Origin of the sequence: Microbacterium istanbulense (assembly GCF_037204145.1) — a bacterium.
GTDB lineage: Bacteria > Actinomycetota > Actinomycetes > Actinomycetales > Microbacteriaceae > Microbacterium > Microbacterium istanbulense.
The window spans coordinates 1-14,232 of the sequence record NZ_JBBDGN010000017.1 but is presented as its reverse complement, the minus strand read 5'-3'; the positions used below and the strand labels follow the sequence as shown (position 1 = coordinate 14,232).

Genomic DNA, 14,232 nt, shown 5'->3' with positions numbered 1-14,232 from the left:
TCCCGGGTTCAGCGCAGCGGGTTGTCCAGCTGCGACAGGCGCAGCAGAACGCACCGGTCGGTGGCCGGCGGGCAGGACAGGAACATCGTTAACGCCACCGGATGCTCCGAGGTGACCTGCTCGTCGAACCAGACCCCGGTGCGGTGCCGGGTGCCTTCGACGGTATAGGCGACCAGACCGTCGGCGAGCTGTCCGTCGGCGGCGGCGACCGCTTCGTACCACTGGTCGGGGACGTAGAGCCGGTCGATGTCGATCCACTGCGCGGTGCGGTACTCCTGCAGGTCCCGCCACGTCGCATCCGACGGCAGGTAGCGGGACAGGTCGCTGATCAGTCCCGGCGTCTCCGCGCCGGACGGGTCCGCAGCCTCCAGCAGCACCGCCCGGTGATCGTCGGGGCTGAAGGTGGTGAACGTGTCCCACCCGAACAGTGCCTCCGTCACGGCCTCGGCGAACCGTTCCGGGCTCCTCGTCTCCGGCAGCGGCGCCAGCTCCGTGGCGCCGGGGGTCGGAGACGTCGGCGCCACGGTGCCCGGCGTCGACGATCCCGTCGGGTCAGCCGGTGCCGGGCGTGGGATGGGCGGTCCGGCGACCAGGCCGTAGATACCGACGCCGGTCAGCACGGCCAGGATGATGCCTGCGGCGGCGAGGGAGATGATCAGCCGAAGCCGGCGGGTCCGGTCCGGGCCGGTGCGGGCGGGGTCGGTCATGACGGGGTGCCTCCTGTCCGAGTCGTCTGGCACCTCACAGGTGCGCACCCGCGCAGGTCACTCCAACCGGCGCCCCAAGTCCTCACGCGCCTGCTCGGTTGCCAGAGCGTCCGCGTCGAGGACTGCGGAACGCTCCTGAAGGGCCTGATCGAGCGGGCTGGGCTCGGGCTGCCAGGCGATCCGGCCGTTCTCGCTCTGCGCGGTCATGACGAGCTGGACGACCTGGTCCAGCGATGCCGCGGCGATCGTCAGCCAACCCGACGCCTTGGCCGCCTGCTCCTGGCCCGCAGCTCGATCTCCATCATCGGTCGCCGCGAACGGGCTGTGCCGTTCGTGCCAGTCCGCCAACTGCCGAAGCGACTGCTGCACGCTCGTGAGCGCGGAGTGCATCGAGCCCAGCACCCGGTAGGTGTCATCCGGCACGGAGATGCGGCGGGTGGCGTAGGCCAGCCCGCGGGCGGCCTCGCCGAGCTCGTCGGCATCCTTGGCCGGGTCCTCAAACGTCGGCATCGACCGTCTCCTCCCGGGCCGTGCGCGCCGCGTCCAGGAATGCCGCGGACGCATCGATGTAGGTCTCCACGAGCTCCCACTGGTCCGCTTCGGCGTGGCGGCCGAAGTCGGACGGGTCAAACCGGTCCCACCAGCCGTGCTCGCGGCGCAGCAGATCGACGAGCTTGCGGATCTGATGCTTCTCCCGCAGCAGCGGGTCGGCATCCTTCCACCCCACCCGCTCCACGCCAGCGGCGCTCTCGCGCAACTGGGTGAGGCGGGCCAGAGCCAGCCCAGACTCTCTCGCGACCTCGGCAGGTCGCTCCAGCTTCTCCAAGGTCTGCAGCTCCTGCCGCGCCGACGCACGCACCGTGTCCGGTGCGTCGGAGTCGTCAGCGGCACGGCGGATGCCAGCGAGGTTCTGCGCGGTCTTGACAGCGAGGTAGCGGCCGTTGACCTTCCCATCGGTGTTCAGCTCAATCAGCGCCTCGGCTGCTTCCTGCCGCACGTACGGGTCCTCAGTGTCATCGGCGGCGATGCGGCGCAGCTCGTTGATCTGCTCGAGCATGGTCCGCGAGTCCCGCCCGGTGACCGCACGGGCCGCTTGCGTTCGGGCTTTGCCGCCGCCGGACGGGGGTGCCGATTCGGCACCCCCGTCCCGTGCCTCGCTGACGCGGGCGTCACGATCCGGGGACCCGAACCGGGTGGCCGCGTCGCGACGCTGCGCGTCCTCCGCGTAGAGGGCCTTCAGCTCCTCGTACAGCTCTGCCTGCTCCAGCGGTTTCAGGGCCTTCTGCAGGGTCTGCTCGTCGCGGATCGCGAGGACGTAGGAGAGCTTGTCGGACACATCCGGGACCACCCACACCGGGGTGACCCGCCAGCCCAGGCGCTCCATCGCCGCCAGGCGCCGGTTCCCGGTGATCAGCACCGCGTCCTCGGTGATCGCCGGCGGGTTGAGGATCCCGACGCGCTCCAGCGACCCGCACAGCTCGTCGAGGTCCTCGTCCGGGTCGCGCCGGTACTGCGAGCCGCGACGGATCTGATCGATCGCCTGCTCCAGCACCAGATGCCCGCGCGCCACCTCGGCTCACCGTCCTTCCCGAACGTCAGGTACGGGAGCCATCCGACGCACCACGTCGACCAGCGCCGTATCGGAGAGCAGGTCCGCGACGTCGTCGCCCAGCAGCACCCGCGCCAGCAGCCCGTACCGCCCGGCCCGGCGGCGCCCGGCGGGGATCCCGACGAGGAGGCGCACGAGCTCTGCCCACTCCTCCCGCCGGTACCCGAAGCGCACCGCGATGCTGAGGTCCTTCGAGACGATCTCCACCGCGGAACCGCCCGAGGACAGGGATGCGACGCGGTGGGCGATGTAGTCCACCGCTTGCTCGACCTGCCGGGCGGGCCACCCGGCGACGACGAGGAACACGCACACGGTGCGGATCACCGGGTCCGCGGAGCCGTCATCGTCCCGGCCGGCGCCGCCGACGAGCTCGGTGGCGTGCGGGTGGACGTCGTAGAAGAACTCCTCGTAGTGCCCCGCACGTACCGGCTCTTCGCTCGGGCGCTTGGAGGGGCGGCGGGCCTTGTCCTGGCTGGTCATGCCCCGGTCGGCGTGAGCTTCGGCGGCGATGCCGAGCGCGACCGCGCGGGTCACCACCGCCCACGGATCGTCGGCCTTCACCGTGGTGGACTGCCGCATGGCGATGAACGCCTCGTAGGCGGCATCGGCCGGGTCGCGGTGCCAGGCGCGGGCGACCGGGGTGTACTTCGCGGTGGCGTAGACCATGAGCTCGGCGGCCACCGAGCTGGTCGCCCACGCGTTGTGCGTGTTCAGGTCGATGAGGACCTGGCGCAGGCCCTCCGGGGTTGTGAAGTTCGGACTCGTCCGGTCTGGGACGGATGGATCGTGCATAGCGACTCCCTGTGCGGATCTGGGTGTAAGCGAGGTATGAACCCGCATCCGCGAGACACCCGCCGCGCCCTCACCGGTGGCACGTGCCTCCAGGCGGGGCGCTCGTTTCAGGCGTCACTGAGCCGCGCCGCGACGCACACGGTGCTGTCGCGCTGCACGGGGCCGCCGCAGTGTCGCGGCGGCGGGGTAGTCGGTCAGGTGGTGGATGCGGGGCCGGGCGTCGGGTGGCTGCCCGGGCAGGCAGAGGTCACCGGCTCACCCCCTGCCTGCCCAGCACGGGCTGCGCGGGGCTGGTCGATGCATCAGGGACGAGATCCGCCTTGCGGTGTGACAGCGCGCGGCGGATGCGGGCGGCGCCGTCGCGGGAGGCCTGGCGGACGAGCTCGTGGACGTCCTGGTTCACGTCCGCGGTCTTCTCCATCACGCGCGCGCCGGCGCGAGCGGCCATGTCGGTGGGACGCACCCACTCCACATGGGTCTCCGGGTGTCCGGCCGGTGCGGGCGTGCGTCCCACGCTCGGGTCGCCGTGGCGGGCGATCACGTGCGCGCCCTCCGTATCAGGGCGCTCCGTATCGGGCCGCTTGGTGTCGGCACGCTCCGTACCTGGGCGCTCTGTGTCGGTTGGGTTCCCGCTGCCTGCGGGATCAGAAAGTGCGGGGTCGGTCATGACGGGTCTCCTTCCGTGTCCTCGTCAGGTACGGCCAGCCACCGGCCGATCGTGGTCGGGTGTTTGCCCAGCTGCGCTGCGATCTGCCGTTGCGAGACCCCGTCGGCTGCGAGCCGTGCCGCCTGCTCTCGTGTCTCCCGATCGCCGCGCACTCGCTCCCGCCCCGCGGACACTGGGCGCGTCCGTTCGGCGCGCGGCGTGGCGCGCTCATCCTCACGAGCCGGCGGTGTCGCGTCGCTGCGTGTGGGGGCGGCGTTGCGGGTGAGCTCGACGGTGAGGTGGGTCATCGCCAGCAGCACCAGCGGCGGCACGGAGGCGACCAGTGCCGCGACCACCGCGGGCACGCGGGCGTCGGCGGCGACGATCGCGTGGGTGATGTTCGCCGCGACGGACACGCCGGCGCCGGAGGCCAGCAGCAGCCACGCGTAGCGGCGCGCGGCCGGTGCTTGGTTGCGCAGCGCGACGACGGAGATGGTGGCCTCCAGGATCACGCCGTCCACGATCAGCGGCCACACCCACGCCTGCCCGGCAGGGATGCCGGCCATGATCGCCAGGTCCTGCAGCGTGGTGAAGGACAGCCAGAACGCGCCCAGCGCGAGAACCAGGGTGCCGGTGACACTACTGGCGACCACCAGTCGCGGCACCCCGCTTCCGGGCCCGGCCACGCCTGCATCCGCCAGCTCGGCGGTGCGGGGCGGGGCGGGAGTGCTCATCGCCGCACGGCTCCCCGGATCGCACTGGACGATCGGCCCCCGTCATCGGCCGCGGGTGTGAGCTGGATGGTGCGCCACGCGGATCGGATGGTCGCCTCGATCTCCCGGGCACCCAGTCCGACGGCGAGCGCGGGCCGGTCGAGCAGATCGTGGATGCCCTGCTCGTCGAAGCCCTGCTCGGCCAGGCGGCACGATGCCCAGAACAGGCTGGCGTTCCGGTTGCCGTCGGCCGCGCCGAAGAGCCAGCGGGTCAGTTCTTCGCCGCCCCGTGACGCTGCGTCGCTTCGTGGTGTGGTGACGCGGGGGCGGATGGGGGTGAGCAGCTCGCGGATCCGGTCGCCGTCGACCGGGCGCGGTCTCGCGTTGAGCGTGAGGATGGTGTATCCCGTTCGTCGTCCCTGATCGATCACCGTCGAGGGTGGGGCGAGGACGTAGCCGCCGGTGCCGCGGAAGTCGACGTGCCGTGTGCCGCGGGACCATGTCTGTTGTGGCCGGTCGGGATCGGAGGGGAAGTACAGATGCGTGCCGCCGGACGGTGTGCGCACCGCGGCGAGCGCTCCGGGCACCATGCCCGCGCGGTGGAGGCGTTCGAGGGTGCGGTAGCCGTCGCCGCTGGCGTGCACGTCGATGTCGAGCACGTCCAGCCCGTGTCCCGTGGCGATGCCGATGTTAGCCTCGGGCCTCCAGGCCCACCATCCCCGGATACGGCGCGCGCCAGTGGTCGCGTCCCGGTATCCGCGCGTGGTCAGCGGCTGCTTGCCGCCCGGGACGCAGGGGAACACGTCCAGGCCGGCAGCCGCATACATCAGGGCGGCGTCCCGCAGGGTGCCATCGTGCGAACGCACGGCGCTCAGGGTCTCGTGCAGCCTCTCGATCACTGTTTGCCTCCTCCCGCAGCTCAGGCGACGAGCGCCGAACTGCAAGAGTCAGGTGCGCGTCATCAGCCGGTAACCCGGCGCCGCTAGGGTGGCCTCGATGCGGCGTGTTGCTGCCTCGAACACGCAGGTGCGGCTTCTACCGATCGGAACCTGGTCGAAAAGGTTCCGTCCAGCGATTGGTGTTGATATGCGCGCTTGAGCAACGAAGACGCGCGATTCGGACACGTCCTACGTCTGGTACGCCCGGGGGAGTGGACGATCCCGGCGCTGCCGATTGTGCTGAGCGCAGGTGGGGAGCTCGAGACCTTAAGCCAGATAGATTATGCCTGATATTTCTGGCTGACGATAGGGACGGGTCTCGTCAGCGTAGAGGTGTGCCTTCCTCTCCCGCGCCTTTGTCTTGGGAGGAGTACGCCAAGAACCTCGGAATTGAACTGCAGCGTCGCCGGATCGCGCTGGATGTCACGCAGGAGAACCTTGCCCACCGGGCCGGTCTCACGCGCACGCACTACCAGCAGCTCGAGCGCGGGTTCTGGAAGGCAGGGTCACCGGCCAACCCCTCGTTGAAGATGCTCGTGCGCTTAGCGCAGGCGCTCCAGCTCGAAGTTGCAGAACTGCTCCCGTCCGGACGTGATGTCGAGTGGCCGGACACGTAGCCGGGTCACCGGCCGGGTAGATCCGGGCGCAGTCCGCGCCGATGTGCCTCTAGGTCACCGGTGGCCTCGTGCCCGGTGAGCCGGTGACCGCGATCGCGCAGCAGGTCTGACAGCAGCGCTCCCCGCTCGAGACGTGAGGAGAGCGACGGGAGTGTGTCGTGGTTCCCGAGGTGGCGCCAGCCGAGCACTCCGTGCACGTCACCATCTGCGAGAACACGTTGCCGCTGCTGCACGGCCGCGGGTGTTCCTGGGGGAGCGTCGCCGGTCAGGCCGTCGTCGACCAACGTGCGCGCTTCGTGTGCGGTGTGCGCGGACACCTCGAACTCGACCGGAACGCGATAGGTCCACAGCTCTTTCGTTTCGGGTGGCTGGGTTTGCGCGGGTGAGGCGTCTACGGCCGGTGTGGTCGATCGAGCAGACCGAGCCGTCTCGTTCATCTCTGGTTCGGCTCTCTTGGCCTGCTGAGCTGGCGCCACACGGTGGTTGGACTGTGAAGAGGTCGCGTTCACGGTGTCGGTGTCGAGGAGGCGGCGCAGCCGCTGCTCGCGGGCCCCAGCGATCCGGGTGAAGTCTGCCTGCCACTGCGTGTGGTCCCAGGCGTAACGGGCTCCTTCGATCTCGCCCTCGTAGCCGGGTGCGATCGTGACCAGGTAGTCCTGGCGGCGCGGCTCCGCCGGCAACGGGTGTTTTTGGAGCAGTGCCGCGATGCCCTCGCGTAGCCGCTGGACCTCCTCGACGCGCTCGAGGAGGTAGGTGGGACGCCGCAGGTACATGGCGATATCCAGTGCCTGCTCGGTGAACTCGTCGAACGCCGCCCCGTAGGCGTTCTCATCCACCTCACCGTGCTCATCACGGAACGCATCCGGGTCCGGCTCCTCGGGGAAGATCTCGGCGAGCATGTCGAACACAGGAGTCTCCGCATAGGTGTCGGCGAACGCGTGCGGTTCTCGCAGCCGCAGGTCGGCGTGACTGTTCCCGTCGATGTGCTTCAGCCCGGCCTCGGGGAACCATCGATCCTCCAGCGGGGAGAAGACGTCGCCGAGGTCGCGCAGCGGTGCAGCGTCGGTCAACAAGCGGTCCGCTCGGGACAGCAGCGCGTGCAGCACCTGTGCCGCCTGCTCCCGCGTCGTCCCGGCGACCTCGAAGACGACCGGGATGGTGAACTTCTGCTCTGCGTCGGTCATGGTGTGCTCCTCGTCCTGCCGTGGGCGCTGAGGGTCAGGTAGGTCACAGCTCGCGTGCCGGCCCGGCGTCCGAGCGGGACGGCGCTGCCTTTCCCGCGGCGAGCTGCGAGGCACGGCGGGCGAGCGCGTAGGACAGGTCCCGCGCGTACTGCCCACCGGAACCTGTCAGATCGGCGACGGGCAGTTGGGTGATGGTCGCCCGCGGCATCGGGGTCTCGTCGGCGAGAGCCTCGAGCCACAGATCGACGTCCGCGGGTGTGTTCCACTGCTGGATCGGTGTGTGCTTGTCGATGAACTCGCGGCCGCCGGCGAAGGCTTCGGACTCTGCGAGCTCCTCGTAGAGCTGGGTCGCGACGCGGCGGGCGAGATCGGTGCTGCGGGAGCCGATGAGGATCGAGGGCTCGACGTCGGGGTCGTCGGACCACGTGATTAACCCGACCGTGACGACCTGTGGCCGCGTTCTCGCCGCGCGGTTGGCGAGGAGCTCCCGGGAGTCCAGGCCGTCGTGACCGGCGGCCCGCATCAGGTGGGAGATTTGCTCCAGTGCGGCGGACGGGTGCTGGGTGCGGTCGTAGTCCTGTAGCGCCTCGGCGATCTGGGCCAAGGAACGGGAGTCCACGTTGCCCACCGGCAGGGTTGCGGCCGTGCGCCCGAGCGGGCTCAGGCGGGACGGGCCCACGGCGAGTCGGACCGGCCGCCCGCTGAAGTCCTTGCCCTCGTACAACCCGTCGGGCAACTCGGGTGCCGCCTCGCTGGCGTGGCCGGCGAACAGCGGATCGGACTCGGGGTACTCCGGGTTCGGGATCTCCACGTACCGGTCCGTCGCCGCCAGAGTGATGCGCAGCTGCTGCACCTCCGCGTCGGTCAGCACGCGCAGCGTGCCCGGCTCCTGCGCCTCGGTCTCCACGAGAGCGCGGAGCACCTCGATCGTTGTCAGGTCTGCGAGGAACGTCTGCTGCGTGGACGCCGACGTGTTCAACCCCGGGTAGGAGTCCTCCTGATGCGACCAGCCGCGGATGCCTTCGCGTCCCTCGGGCGCGGCCAGCGCTCCGATAGACCGTGAGGTGAGCGCCTGATCGACGATCCCGCGAGCCTGCGCCCAGGAGCGTGCGGCGATGTCAAACACGACCGGTACCCGCACGCGCCATAGCTCGCCACGGTCGCCGTCATCGGGAAGCTCCGCCATGATGGTCCCTCCTACCTCTCTGGTGCGCACTCCTCGCGCACATCACAGAGGTAGGCGCCGCTCACGAGCGTTCGATGGTCGCTTCCTTCCGCGGTCTTCTCAACCCGCTCCGGGTGTTCGCCCGGCCGGCGGGTCAGGGGTCGGTGTGCCGCATCGCGACGCGGTCGATGCGTGAGGCGATCAGCGGGACGAAGCTGGGGTCCTTCTCGATCGCGACCACCCGCATCCCTTCCTCCAGCGCCGCCTCCACCGTCGCGCCCGAGCCGGCGAACGGCTCGAGCACGAGGCCGCCCCGCGGGGTGAGCAGGCGCACCAGCCACCGCATCAACGACAGCGGCTTCACCGTCGAATGCGAGACCCCGAACGCGCGCGGCCGCTCCGTTCCCGGCGCCTTGTGCTCGTAACGGAAGATCGGGAACCGACTCGAGGCCGGCGTTCCACGCCACGAGCCGGTCAGCAGATCCAGCGCCTCGGCCTGCGCGCCATCCAACGCCACATTAGCCGGCCACCGGCCCTCACCGAACCGTGCCGCGTCGATGTGCAACGCCCCGGTGCCATGCGTCAGCACGCTATCGACCACCGTGCCTGGGACGGGCTTGCGGGCGATGATGATCGGCTCGAACGATGGCCGCAACCCGGTGCCCCAGCCCGCCCACTGCTTCGCGTCCTCGCTGACCGGTGCGCCCTGCTGCACGACACGACGTGTCGTCCCGAGCACTCCCTCCCGCTCTGACTCCTGCACCACCCGGTCCGGGCGCAGCACCCCGTTGCGCTTGTCCAGTGCATACGCGAGATCCATGCTCTTGGGCATCCCCGAGGAGTACAGCCACGCAATCTGATCGCGCACCTCGAACCCCGCGTCCTCGATCCCGCGCACCATCCGATGCCACGTGCGGGTGCCGCCAAACGCCGCCAAGTGCGCGCCCGGCTTCAACGCGTGCAATGCGCCGCGCGCCCACGCCGCGCACCACGCCTCGAACACCTCCGGCCCGGTCATGGTCGACAGGTCGACGTCCGGCAGCGACTCCGCGAACCCCGCGGCGCCGTCCCAAGCGTGCCCGTTGAACTCCAGGCCATAGGGCGGGTCTGTCACCAGCGCATCCGCCACTCCGGCGGCCAGCCGGGGAAGGACCCCGACAGCGTCCCCACCGAAGATGACCGCTCCGTCCCGGTCGATCTCGACAGGAAGATCGCCGGACCCATAGGCATGCGGAACCTCGTGCGGCATGGAGTACCTGCTCTCAGAGCATGTTCGCCGCCGTTGCCCGGCGAAACCCGTGCCAGCCAGGTACGCCCACCCGAACGCCCGCCGAGCACCCATGCCGCCGCTTCCCGATCACCCCTTCGGTCGTCGACCCAGCGGACGCCCGGGCCCCACTCCAAGTGCTCCACACGATCGGCAATCAACGATCAGGGCTGGAAGGTGGCAGCCAGGGTGGGCGCCCACGCCGTCAGTCCCTGACGACAGTCGACCGTTCTCACCTGCGCCCGGACGTGGTGTCTACATCCGTTCCGGTGCGCTTACGCCCAGTAGGTAGAGCCCGTTGCGGAGGACCTGGCCGGTCGCATCATTGAGCCACAACCGTGATCGGTGCACTGTCATGACGGCTTCTCCGCCGATTGGAGTGATTCGACACTGGTCGTACCAGCGGTGGTAGAGGCCTGCGAGCTCCTCCAGATAGTGGGCGACGCGGTGCGGTTCGCGCAGTTCCGCGGCAAGGGACACGATCCAAAGAAATTCGTGCAGCGCGACCAGAAGTACCGACTCGGTCTCGTGTGCGAGCAGGCCGGGGGAGAACTCGTCGCGCGTGACGCCTGATGCTGCGGCCTTGAGCGCAGCATTATGCGTGCGAGCGTGCGCGTACTGCACGTAGAAGACCGGGTTGTCGTTCGTGCGTTTGCGAAGAATCTCCGCGTCTAGCAAGAGCGGCGAGCTCATGGGATAGCGCTCGAGCCAATAGCGCAGGGCGTCAGTGCCCAGCCAGTCGCGCAAGTCGTCGAGTTCGATGATGTTGCCCGAGCGCTTGCTCAGGCGCGCACCATCGATCGACACAAGCTGTCCGACGAGCACCTCGATGTCTTTCTCGGGGTCGTCCCCGGCGGCGCCGGCGAGAGCCTTGAGCCGCGGCGCATAGCCGTGGTGGTCAGCACCGAGCAGGTAAATCTTATGGGCGAAGCCGCGGTCACCCTTGCTGAAGTAATACGCGGCGTCGGCTGCGAAGTACGTGTAGTCGCCGTTGAACCGCCGGATGACTCGGTTCTTATCGTCGCCGAAGTCGGTTGTGCGTACCCACACCGCACCCTCCTCGTCGAACACGTGGCCCTTCTCGCTCAGCCGGGCGACGGCCCGGTCCACGAGGCTTGGACCGCCGTTCTCAGGCTTTGGGTGCAACTCGCGCTCCGAGAACCACATGTCGAAGTGCACATCGATTTTCGCGAGCGAGGAGCGTAGATCACTCAATTGGAGGTCGTAGGCGCGGTCGCGGGCTGTCGTCAGCTGCGCTTCCACCAACAGCCCGAGCAAGTCAGGGTGCGCAGCGATCACCCGCATCGCGAGGTCGGTTATGTACGAGCCGGGATAGCCGTCCTCCGGCGTCGGGTCACCTTTCGCCGCGGCGAGCACCGAGCGGCCGAAACGCTCCACTTGAGCCCCGGCGTCGTTGATGTAGAACTCCCGTACGAGTGTGGCGCCACTGGCGAGTAGCAGCCGCCCGATCGAGTCGCCGAGTGCGGCCCAACGGGCGTGGCCGATGTGCAACGGCCCGGTGGGATTCGCGCTCACGAACTCGAGGTTGATTGGTCGACCGCGCTGTGTGAAGTTCGAACCGAACGCTTTTCCTGTTTCCACGATCGTCTTGGCAATGGCGCCGTTAGCCGCCGTGTCTAGGCGAACGTTGATGAAGCCCGGACCCGCGACCTCGACGTTCGCGATACCTGGCGTTTCGGTCAAACGCCGCGCGATCTCTATCGCGAGCTCGCGCGGCTGGGCTCCGAAGCTCTTAGCGAGCTTGAGGGCAGCATTGGAGGCCCAGTCGCCATGGTCACGGGTCCGGGACCGCTCGAAAGCGAGGTCCACAGCAGCCATCTCCGCCCACGAGCCTGGTCGTCGCTCTTCTGCGAGCGCGGCGAAGGCAGCAAGCAATGCAGCGCTGAGGGATTGAGTCATGCAGGCGTCCACGCACGGAGGAACGCGACCACCTTGGATGGGGGGATTTCACAAGCTCGTAGGTGATCCGCAGCGGCGGTTCGATAGATATTCGCGCTCACGTAATCGGTGCCACCGAGCTCTCGAGCCGAGATCGTGACGCTTCGCCCGTGTGCGCGAGTGGAGCGCGCCAATCCGTAGCTTCGCCCGTTGTAGATCGCACGCGTCCAGCCTTCTGGTACCCGCTCGAGGAGGTCCCCTAGAGTCATCGACTCGAGGTCGGGCGTCGCGCGATCTTGCGTTTGATGGGTCAACGTTCAGTCCCGTGCGCCTCATCGCTGTTCTCCCGTGCGATCACGCTGCGGAAGTCGGCGTCATCTCTTCGGATCTGATGGGCGGTCTCAAGCACCGCGTCGATGTCGACTTCGGGAACGAACACCGCGCCGGATGAGTCGCAGAGAACGTACTGTCCAGGATGTACACCGACTCCCCCGATCACGACGGGGACATTTGCTTGGAACGGCGTGACGTCACCTCCACCCCATGCCACAGCTTCCCCCGAACACCAGGCAGCGTAGGGCTCGTCTGCCAGTTCATCGAAGTCACGGAGTCGACCGTCGGTCAGCACTCCGGCGAGTCCGGCATTGGCGAGTCGAGAGAGTTTGGTTCCTCCAGCGAGTGACGTCTCCGTGTAGCCGTTGCTCGCCATCACCAGAACAGTGTGCGCAGGATCAGCTGATGCGCCGTGCACCGCCCGATGAAACAACCGGCCGAAATTGAACTCCCCGGGGTTCAGCCGCTCGGCGCAAGTGGGGAAGAACGAGATAGTGATGACTCGGCCAAACATGCCGCGCGAGGGAACGGGGCTTATCAGCCCGGTGACGTGTGCTCGGTGTCGATGTACTCGTCCCAACGCATCTGTCACGTCAGCGCATGTGAGTCCCGCAGCCAAGAGCGACCGACGCGCTTCCGCCACGCTCGGCGAGCGGTCTTCTGGATCGGCTTCCATCGGGTTCCCCCCTCGTAGGACAGATCCGTAATGGTGTCTGCAACGGTCGACGCTACACGTCCACACTAGACATGATTGGACCTTAAGGACCACAATGGACCAAGTACACGGAGACTGCCGATGCGGAGGCGCGCCAAGATGTCCGACACTCAATCGACCCTCGAGACCGCACCCGACGCGGTGGTGGCGTCGGGACTTCTCGCGCCGATAGTGCTTGGGCTCCAGGCTCTCGCTGTCAACGGCAAGCATGCACACTGGCACGTACGCGGCCAGAACTTCTTCGCGATCCACGAACTTCTCGACTCAATCGTCGATAACGCCCACGCCAGTGCTGATCTAGCCGCCGAGCGGATCATCGCACTGGGAATGCCGGTCGACGCACGCGTAGAACGGCTTGCCTCGAGTACTTCGACGCACGTCACCGCTGGGTTCAGTCAGTGGGACGACGCGGTGCGAGCTCTGGTTGCGGACCTCGACATCGTGATCGACGACACGCAAGCTGCCATCGAAGGTCTCGACGGAGTCGACCTTCCAAGTCACGACGTCGCGATCGCCGTCATGCAGACGCTCGCGAAGGACCGATGGTTCCTCTTCGCGCACCTGGCCGAATAGCTGCGCACTGCCGGCCGGACACAGCAGATATGGATATTGAGCCTCTCAATACACCCGAGGACATGTTCGTCGGCTCGTGCTTCGCGGATTACCGTTCCGCTCTTCTCGGAGCGGACCTGGTCTACAACGACGAATCGACTCACCGGTTCTACGCCGATGGCCGCACCGTTCATACCCGAGGGCTGTCCACGACTACAGGGACATGGCGGCTCACGCGCGGCGGCAAGCTCACCTTGTCTTGGCCAAATAGACATCGGAAGTCCTTCCACATCGGCTGGGCGAGAGACGACACCGTCGTCGTCGGCCTCTCGCTTACCGAGCGAAGGTCTGGAGAAACGACGATCGGGCGGTTCCGCTTCGTTATCGACAGCCCAAGCGCTCTCTCGCAGGAGTAGAGGACTTGGACGGGTCACTCTCCGGAGCCCTCTCCAGCATTGACATAGCAGCCGACCTGCCGCGATCCCTCTTGCAAACGCCTACTGCCGACTCCGGACGTCGCCCGAGTGTCCGAGTCACTCCGGAATTAGCAGTCGCTCAGCCCGCTCACGCGCAAACTCGACCGGGCTGATCCCATAGCGTCGTTTGAATGCGCGACTCGCAGCGGAGCGGCTCGACCAGCCAGTCTCACGCGATGCCTCCGCGACAGAGAGGTGATTCTCCACCAAATGCTCGGCCATGCGATCGATCCGCACGTTCCAGAGGAATGCAGCAGGCCCGATTCCGAGTTCCTCCCGGAAGAGTCGTGTCAGTTGCGATTCCGATAGGGAGACCTCGGAAGCGAGAGCGCGAACGGACCAAGGCTTCGCCGGATCCTGACGTAACACCCACACCGCCCTCGCCACTTCGAGACGCACTGTCCGCCGTGACCGGTCCGGAGAACTGCTCGCCGACGACCCATTCCCCGCCATGCGTCCGATGTCTGAGAACAGACTCGCGAGGTCCGCGTACACAGCGAAGTCATCGACCACCTTCAATCTGTGTTCGGAGAGGGTGACGAGTCTGCGCCGTAACGTGGCCATCGCGGCCTCCCCCAGATGTAGCGTGCCGGCATTTTCGCCCATCGATGTCGCCCTC

Annotated in this window: 16 protein-coding genes; 3 read left to right on the top strand and 13 right to left on the bottom strand. The window is 67.9% G+C overall.

What is annotated here, in order from left to right:
- Positions 1 to 8: 8 nt before the first annotated feature.
- From WDU93_RS13930 to WDU93_RS13900, 7 genes are all read right to left on the bottom strand, one after another.
- A complete protein-coding gene (locus WDU93_RS13930; RefSeq protein ID WP_337321690.1) occupies positions 9 to 707 on the bottom strand; it encodes a hypothetical protein in 699 nt (232 codons plus the stop codon).
- Positions 708 to 764: 57 nt separating this feature from the next.
- Positions 765 to 1,217, bottom strand: coding sequence for a hypothetical protein (locus WDU93_RS13925; protein ID WP_337321688.1), 453 nt, complete (start codon positions 1,215 to 1,217; stop codon positions 765 to 767).
- A complete protein-coding gene (locus WDU93_RS13920) occupies positions 1,204 to 2,277 on the bottom strand; it encodes a ParB N-terminal domain-containing protein (protein ID WP_337321686.1) in 1,074 nt (357 codons plus the stop codon). Before WDU93_RS13920 ends, WDU93_RS13925 begins: the two co-directional genes overlap by 14 nt.
- Positions 2,278 to 2,283: 6 nt before the next feature.
- Positions 2,284 to 3,108, bottom strand: coding sequence for a hypothetical protein (locus tag WDU93_RS13915; protein ID WP_337321684.1), 825 nt, complete (start codon positions 3,106 to 3,108; stop codon positions 2,284 to 2,286).
- A 247-nt stretch (positions 3,109 to 3,355) separates the two neighbouring features.
- Positions 3,356 to 3,775 carry a hypothetical protein gene (locus WDU93_RS13910; RefSeq protein ID WP_337321681.1) on the bottom strand — a complete coding sequence of 140 codons (420 nt, stop codon included), beginning with the start codon at positions 3,773 to 3,775 and terminating at the stop codon, positions 3,356 to 3,358.
- Positions 3,772 to 4,488 (bottom strand): DUF2637 domain-containing protein, encoded by a 717-nt coding sequence (locus tag WDU93_RS13905; protein WP_337321679.1) that lies wholly within the window; start codon positions 4,486 to 4,488, stop codon positions 3,772 to 3,774. The genes WDU93_RS13910 and WDU93_RS13905 overlap by 4 nt, the downstream gene beginning before the upstream one ends.
- A complete protein-coding gene (locus WDU93_RS13900) occupies positions 4,485 to 5,366 on the bottom strand; it encodes a bifunctional DNA primase/polymerase (protein ID WP_337321677.1) in 882 nt (293 codons plus the stop codon). Before WDU93_RS13900 ends, WDU93_RS13905 begins: the two co-directional genes overlap by 4 nt.
- Positions 5,367 to 5,740: 374 nt before the next feature.
- Between WDU93_RS13900 and WDU93_RS13895 the strand changes: the two genes are divergently transcribed.
- Positions 5,741 to 6,022 carry a helix-turn-helix domain-containing protein gene (locus WDU93_RS13895; RefSeq protein WP_337321675.1) on the top strand — a complete coding sequence of 94 codons (282 nt, stop codon included), beginning with the start codon at positions 5,741 to 5,743 and terminating at the stop codon, positions 6,020 to 6,022.
- Positions 6,023 to 6,027: 5 nt separating this feature from the next.
- Here the strand turns inward: WDU93_RS13895 and WDU93_RS13890 are convergent, their stop codons facing one another.
- The 5 genes from WDU93_RS13890 to WDU93_RS13870 all read right to left on the bottom strand — a co-directional run bounded on the left by WDU93_RS13890 (position 6,028) and on the right by WDU93_RS13870 (position 12,546).
- Positions 6,028 to 7,206, bottom strand: coding sequence for a hypothetical protein (locus WDU93_RS13890; protein WP_337321673.1), 1,179 nt, complete (start codon positions 7,204 to 7,206; stop codon positions 6,028 to 6,030).
- Positions 7,207 to 7,249: 43 nt separating this feature from the next.
- Positions 7,250 to 8,392 carry a hypothetical protein gene (locus tag WDU93_RS13885; protein ID WP_337321671.1) on the bottom strand — a complete coding sequence of 381 codons (1,143 nt, stop codon included), beginning with the start codon at positions 8,390 to 8,392 and terminating at the stop codon, positions 7,250 to 7,252.
- A gap of 133 nt (positions 8,393 to 8,525) precedes the next feature.
- Positions 8,526 to 9,620 (bottom strand): DNA-methyltransferase, encoded by a 1,095-nt coding sequence (locus WDU93_RS13880; protein ID WP_337321669.1) that lies wholly within the window; start codon positions 9,618 to 9,620, stop codon positions 8,526 to 8,528.
- 273 nt (positions 9,621 to 9,893) lie between these two features.
- Entirely contained in the window at positions 9,894 to 11,558 is a 1,665-nt protein-coding gene (locus WDU93_RS13875) for an arginine--tRNA ligase (protein WP_337321667.1), read from the bottom strand.
- 289 nt (positions 11,559 to 11,847) lie between these two features.
- Positions 11,848 to 12,546 carry an RraA family protein gene (locus WDU93_RS13870; protein WP_337321666.1) on the bottom strand — a complete coding sequence of 233 codons (699 nt, stop codon included), beginning with the start codon at positions 12,544 to 12,546 and terminating at the stop codon, positions 11,848 to 11,850.
- Positions 12,547 to 12,684: 138 nt separating this feature from the next.
- Between WDU93_RS13870 and WDU93_RS13865 the strand changes: the two genes are divergently transcribed.
- Both WDU93_RS13865 and WDU93_RS13860 read left to right on the top strand, forming a co-directional pair.
- The gene (locus WDU93_RS13865; protein ID WP_337321665.1) at positions 12,685 to 13,158 is read left to right on the top strand and encodes a Dps family protein; all 474 of its coding nucleotides are present in this window, start codon (positions 12,685 to 12,687) and stop codon (positions 13,156 to 13,158) included.
- Positions 13,159 to 13,187: 29 nt separating this feature from the next.
- Positions 13,188 to 13,553 (top strand): hypothetical protein, encoded by a 366-nt coding sequence (locus tag WDU93_RS13860; protein WP_337321664.1) that lies wholly within the window; start codon positions 13,188 to 13,190, stop codon positions 13,551 to 13,553.
- A gap of 117 nt (positions 13,554 to 13,670) precedes the next feature.
- Here WDU93_RS13860 and WDU93_RS13855 read toward each other — a convergent pair.
- Positions 13,671 to 14,232 (bottom strand): helix-turn-helix transcriptional regulator (locus tag WDU93_RS13855; RefSeq protein ID WP_337321662.1); only part of this gene is annotated, 562 nt, incomplete at its 5' end.

Coding starts and splice junctions, on each gene's coding strand:
- WDU93_RS13890 (WP_337321673.1), bottom strand. CDS start 7,206: ATGACCGACGCAGAGCAGAAGTTCACCATCCCGGTCGTCTTCGAGGTC.
- WDU93_RS13915 (WP_337321684.1), bottom strand. CDS start 3,108: ATGCACGATCCATCCGTCCCAGACCGGACGAGTCCGAACTTCACAACC.
- WDU93_RS13865 (WP_337321665.1), top strand. CDS start 12,685: ATGTCCGACACTCAATCGACCCTCGAGACCGCACCCGACGCGGTGGTG.
- WDU93_RS13925 (WP_337321688.1), bottom strand. CDS start 1,217: ATGCCGACGTTTGAGGACCCGGCCAAGGATGCCGACGAGCTCGGCGAG.
- WDU93_RS13870 (WP_337321666.1), bottom strand. CDS start 12,546: ATGGAAGCCGATCCAGAAGACCGCTCGCCGAGCGTGGCGGAAGCGCGT.
- WDU93_RS13910 (WP_337321681.1), bottom strand. CDS start 3,775: ATGACCGACCCCGCACTTTCTGATCCCGCAGGCAGCGGGAACCCAACC.
- WDU93_RS13885 (WP_337321671.1), bottom strand. CDS start 8,392: ATGGCGGAGCTTCCCGATGACGGCGACCGTGGCGAGCTATGGCGCGTG.
- WDU93_RS13905 (WP_337321679.1), bottom strand. CDS start 4,488: ATGAGCACTCCCGCCCCGCCCCGCACCGCCGAGCTGGCGGATGCAGGC.
- WDU93_RS13875 (WP_337321667.1), bottom strand. CDS start 11,558: ATGACTCAATCCCTCAGCGCTGCATTGCTTGCTGCCTTCGCCGCGCTC.
- WDU93_RS13880 (WP_337321669.1), bottom strand. CDS start 9,620: ATGCCGCACGAGGTTCCGCATGCCTATGGGTCCGGCGATCTTCCTGTC.
- WDU93_RS13930 (WP_337321690.1), bottom strand. CDS start 707: ATGACCGACCCCGCCCGCACCGGCCCGGACCGGACCCGCCGGCTTCGG.
- WDU93_RS13860 (WP_337321664.1), top strand. CDS start 13,188: ATGGATATTGAGCCTCTCAATACACCCGAGGACATGTTCGTCGGCTCG.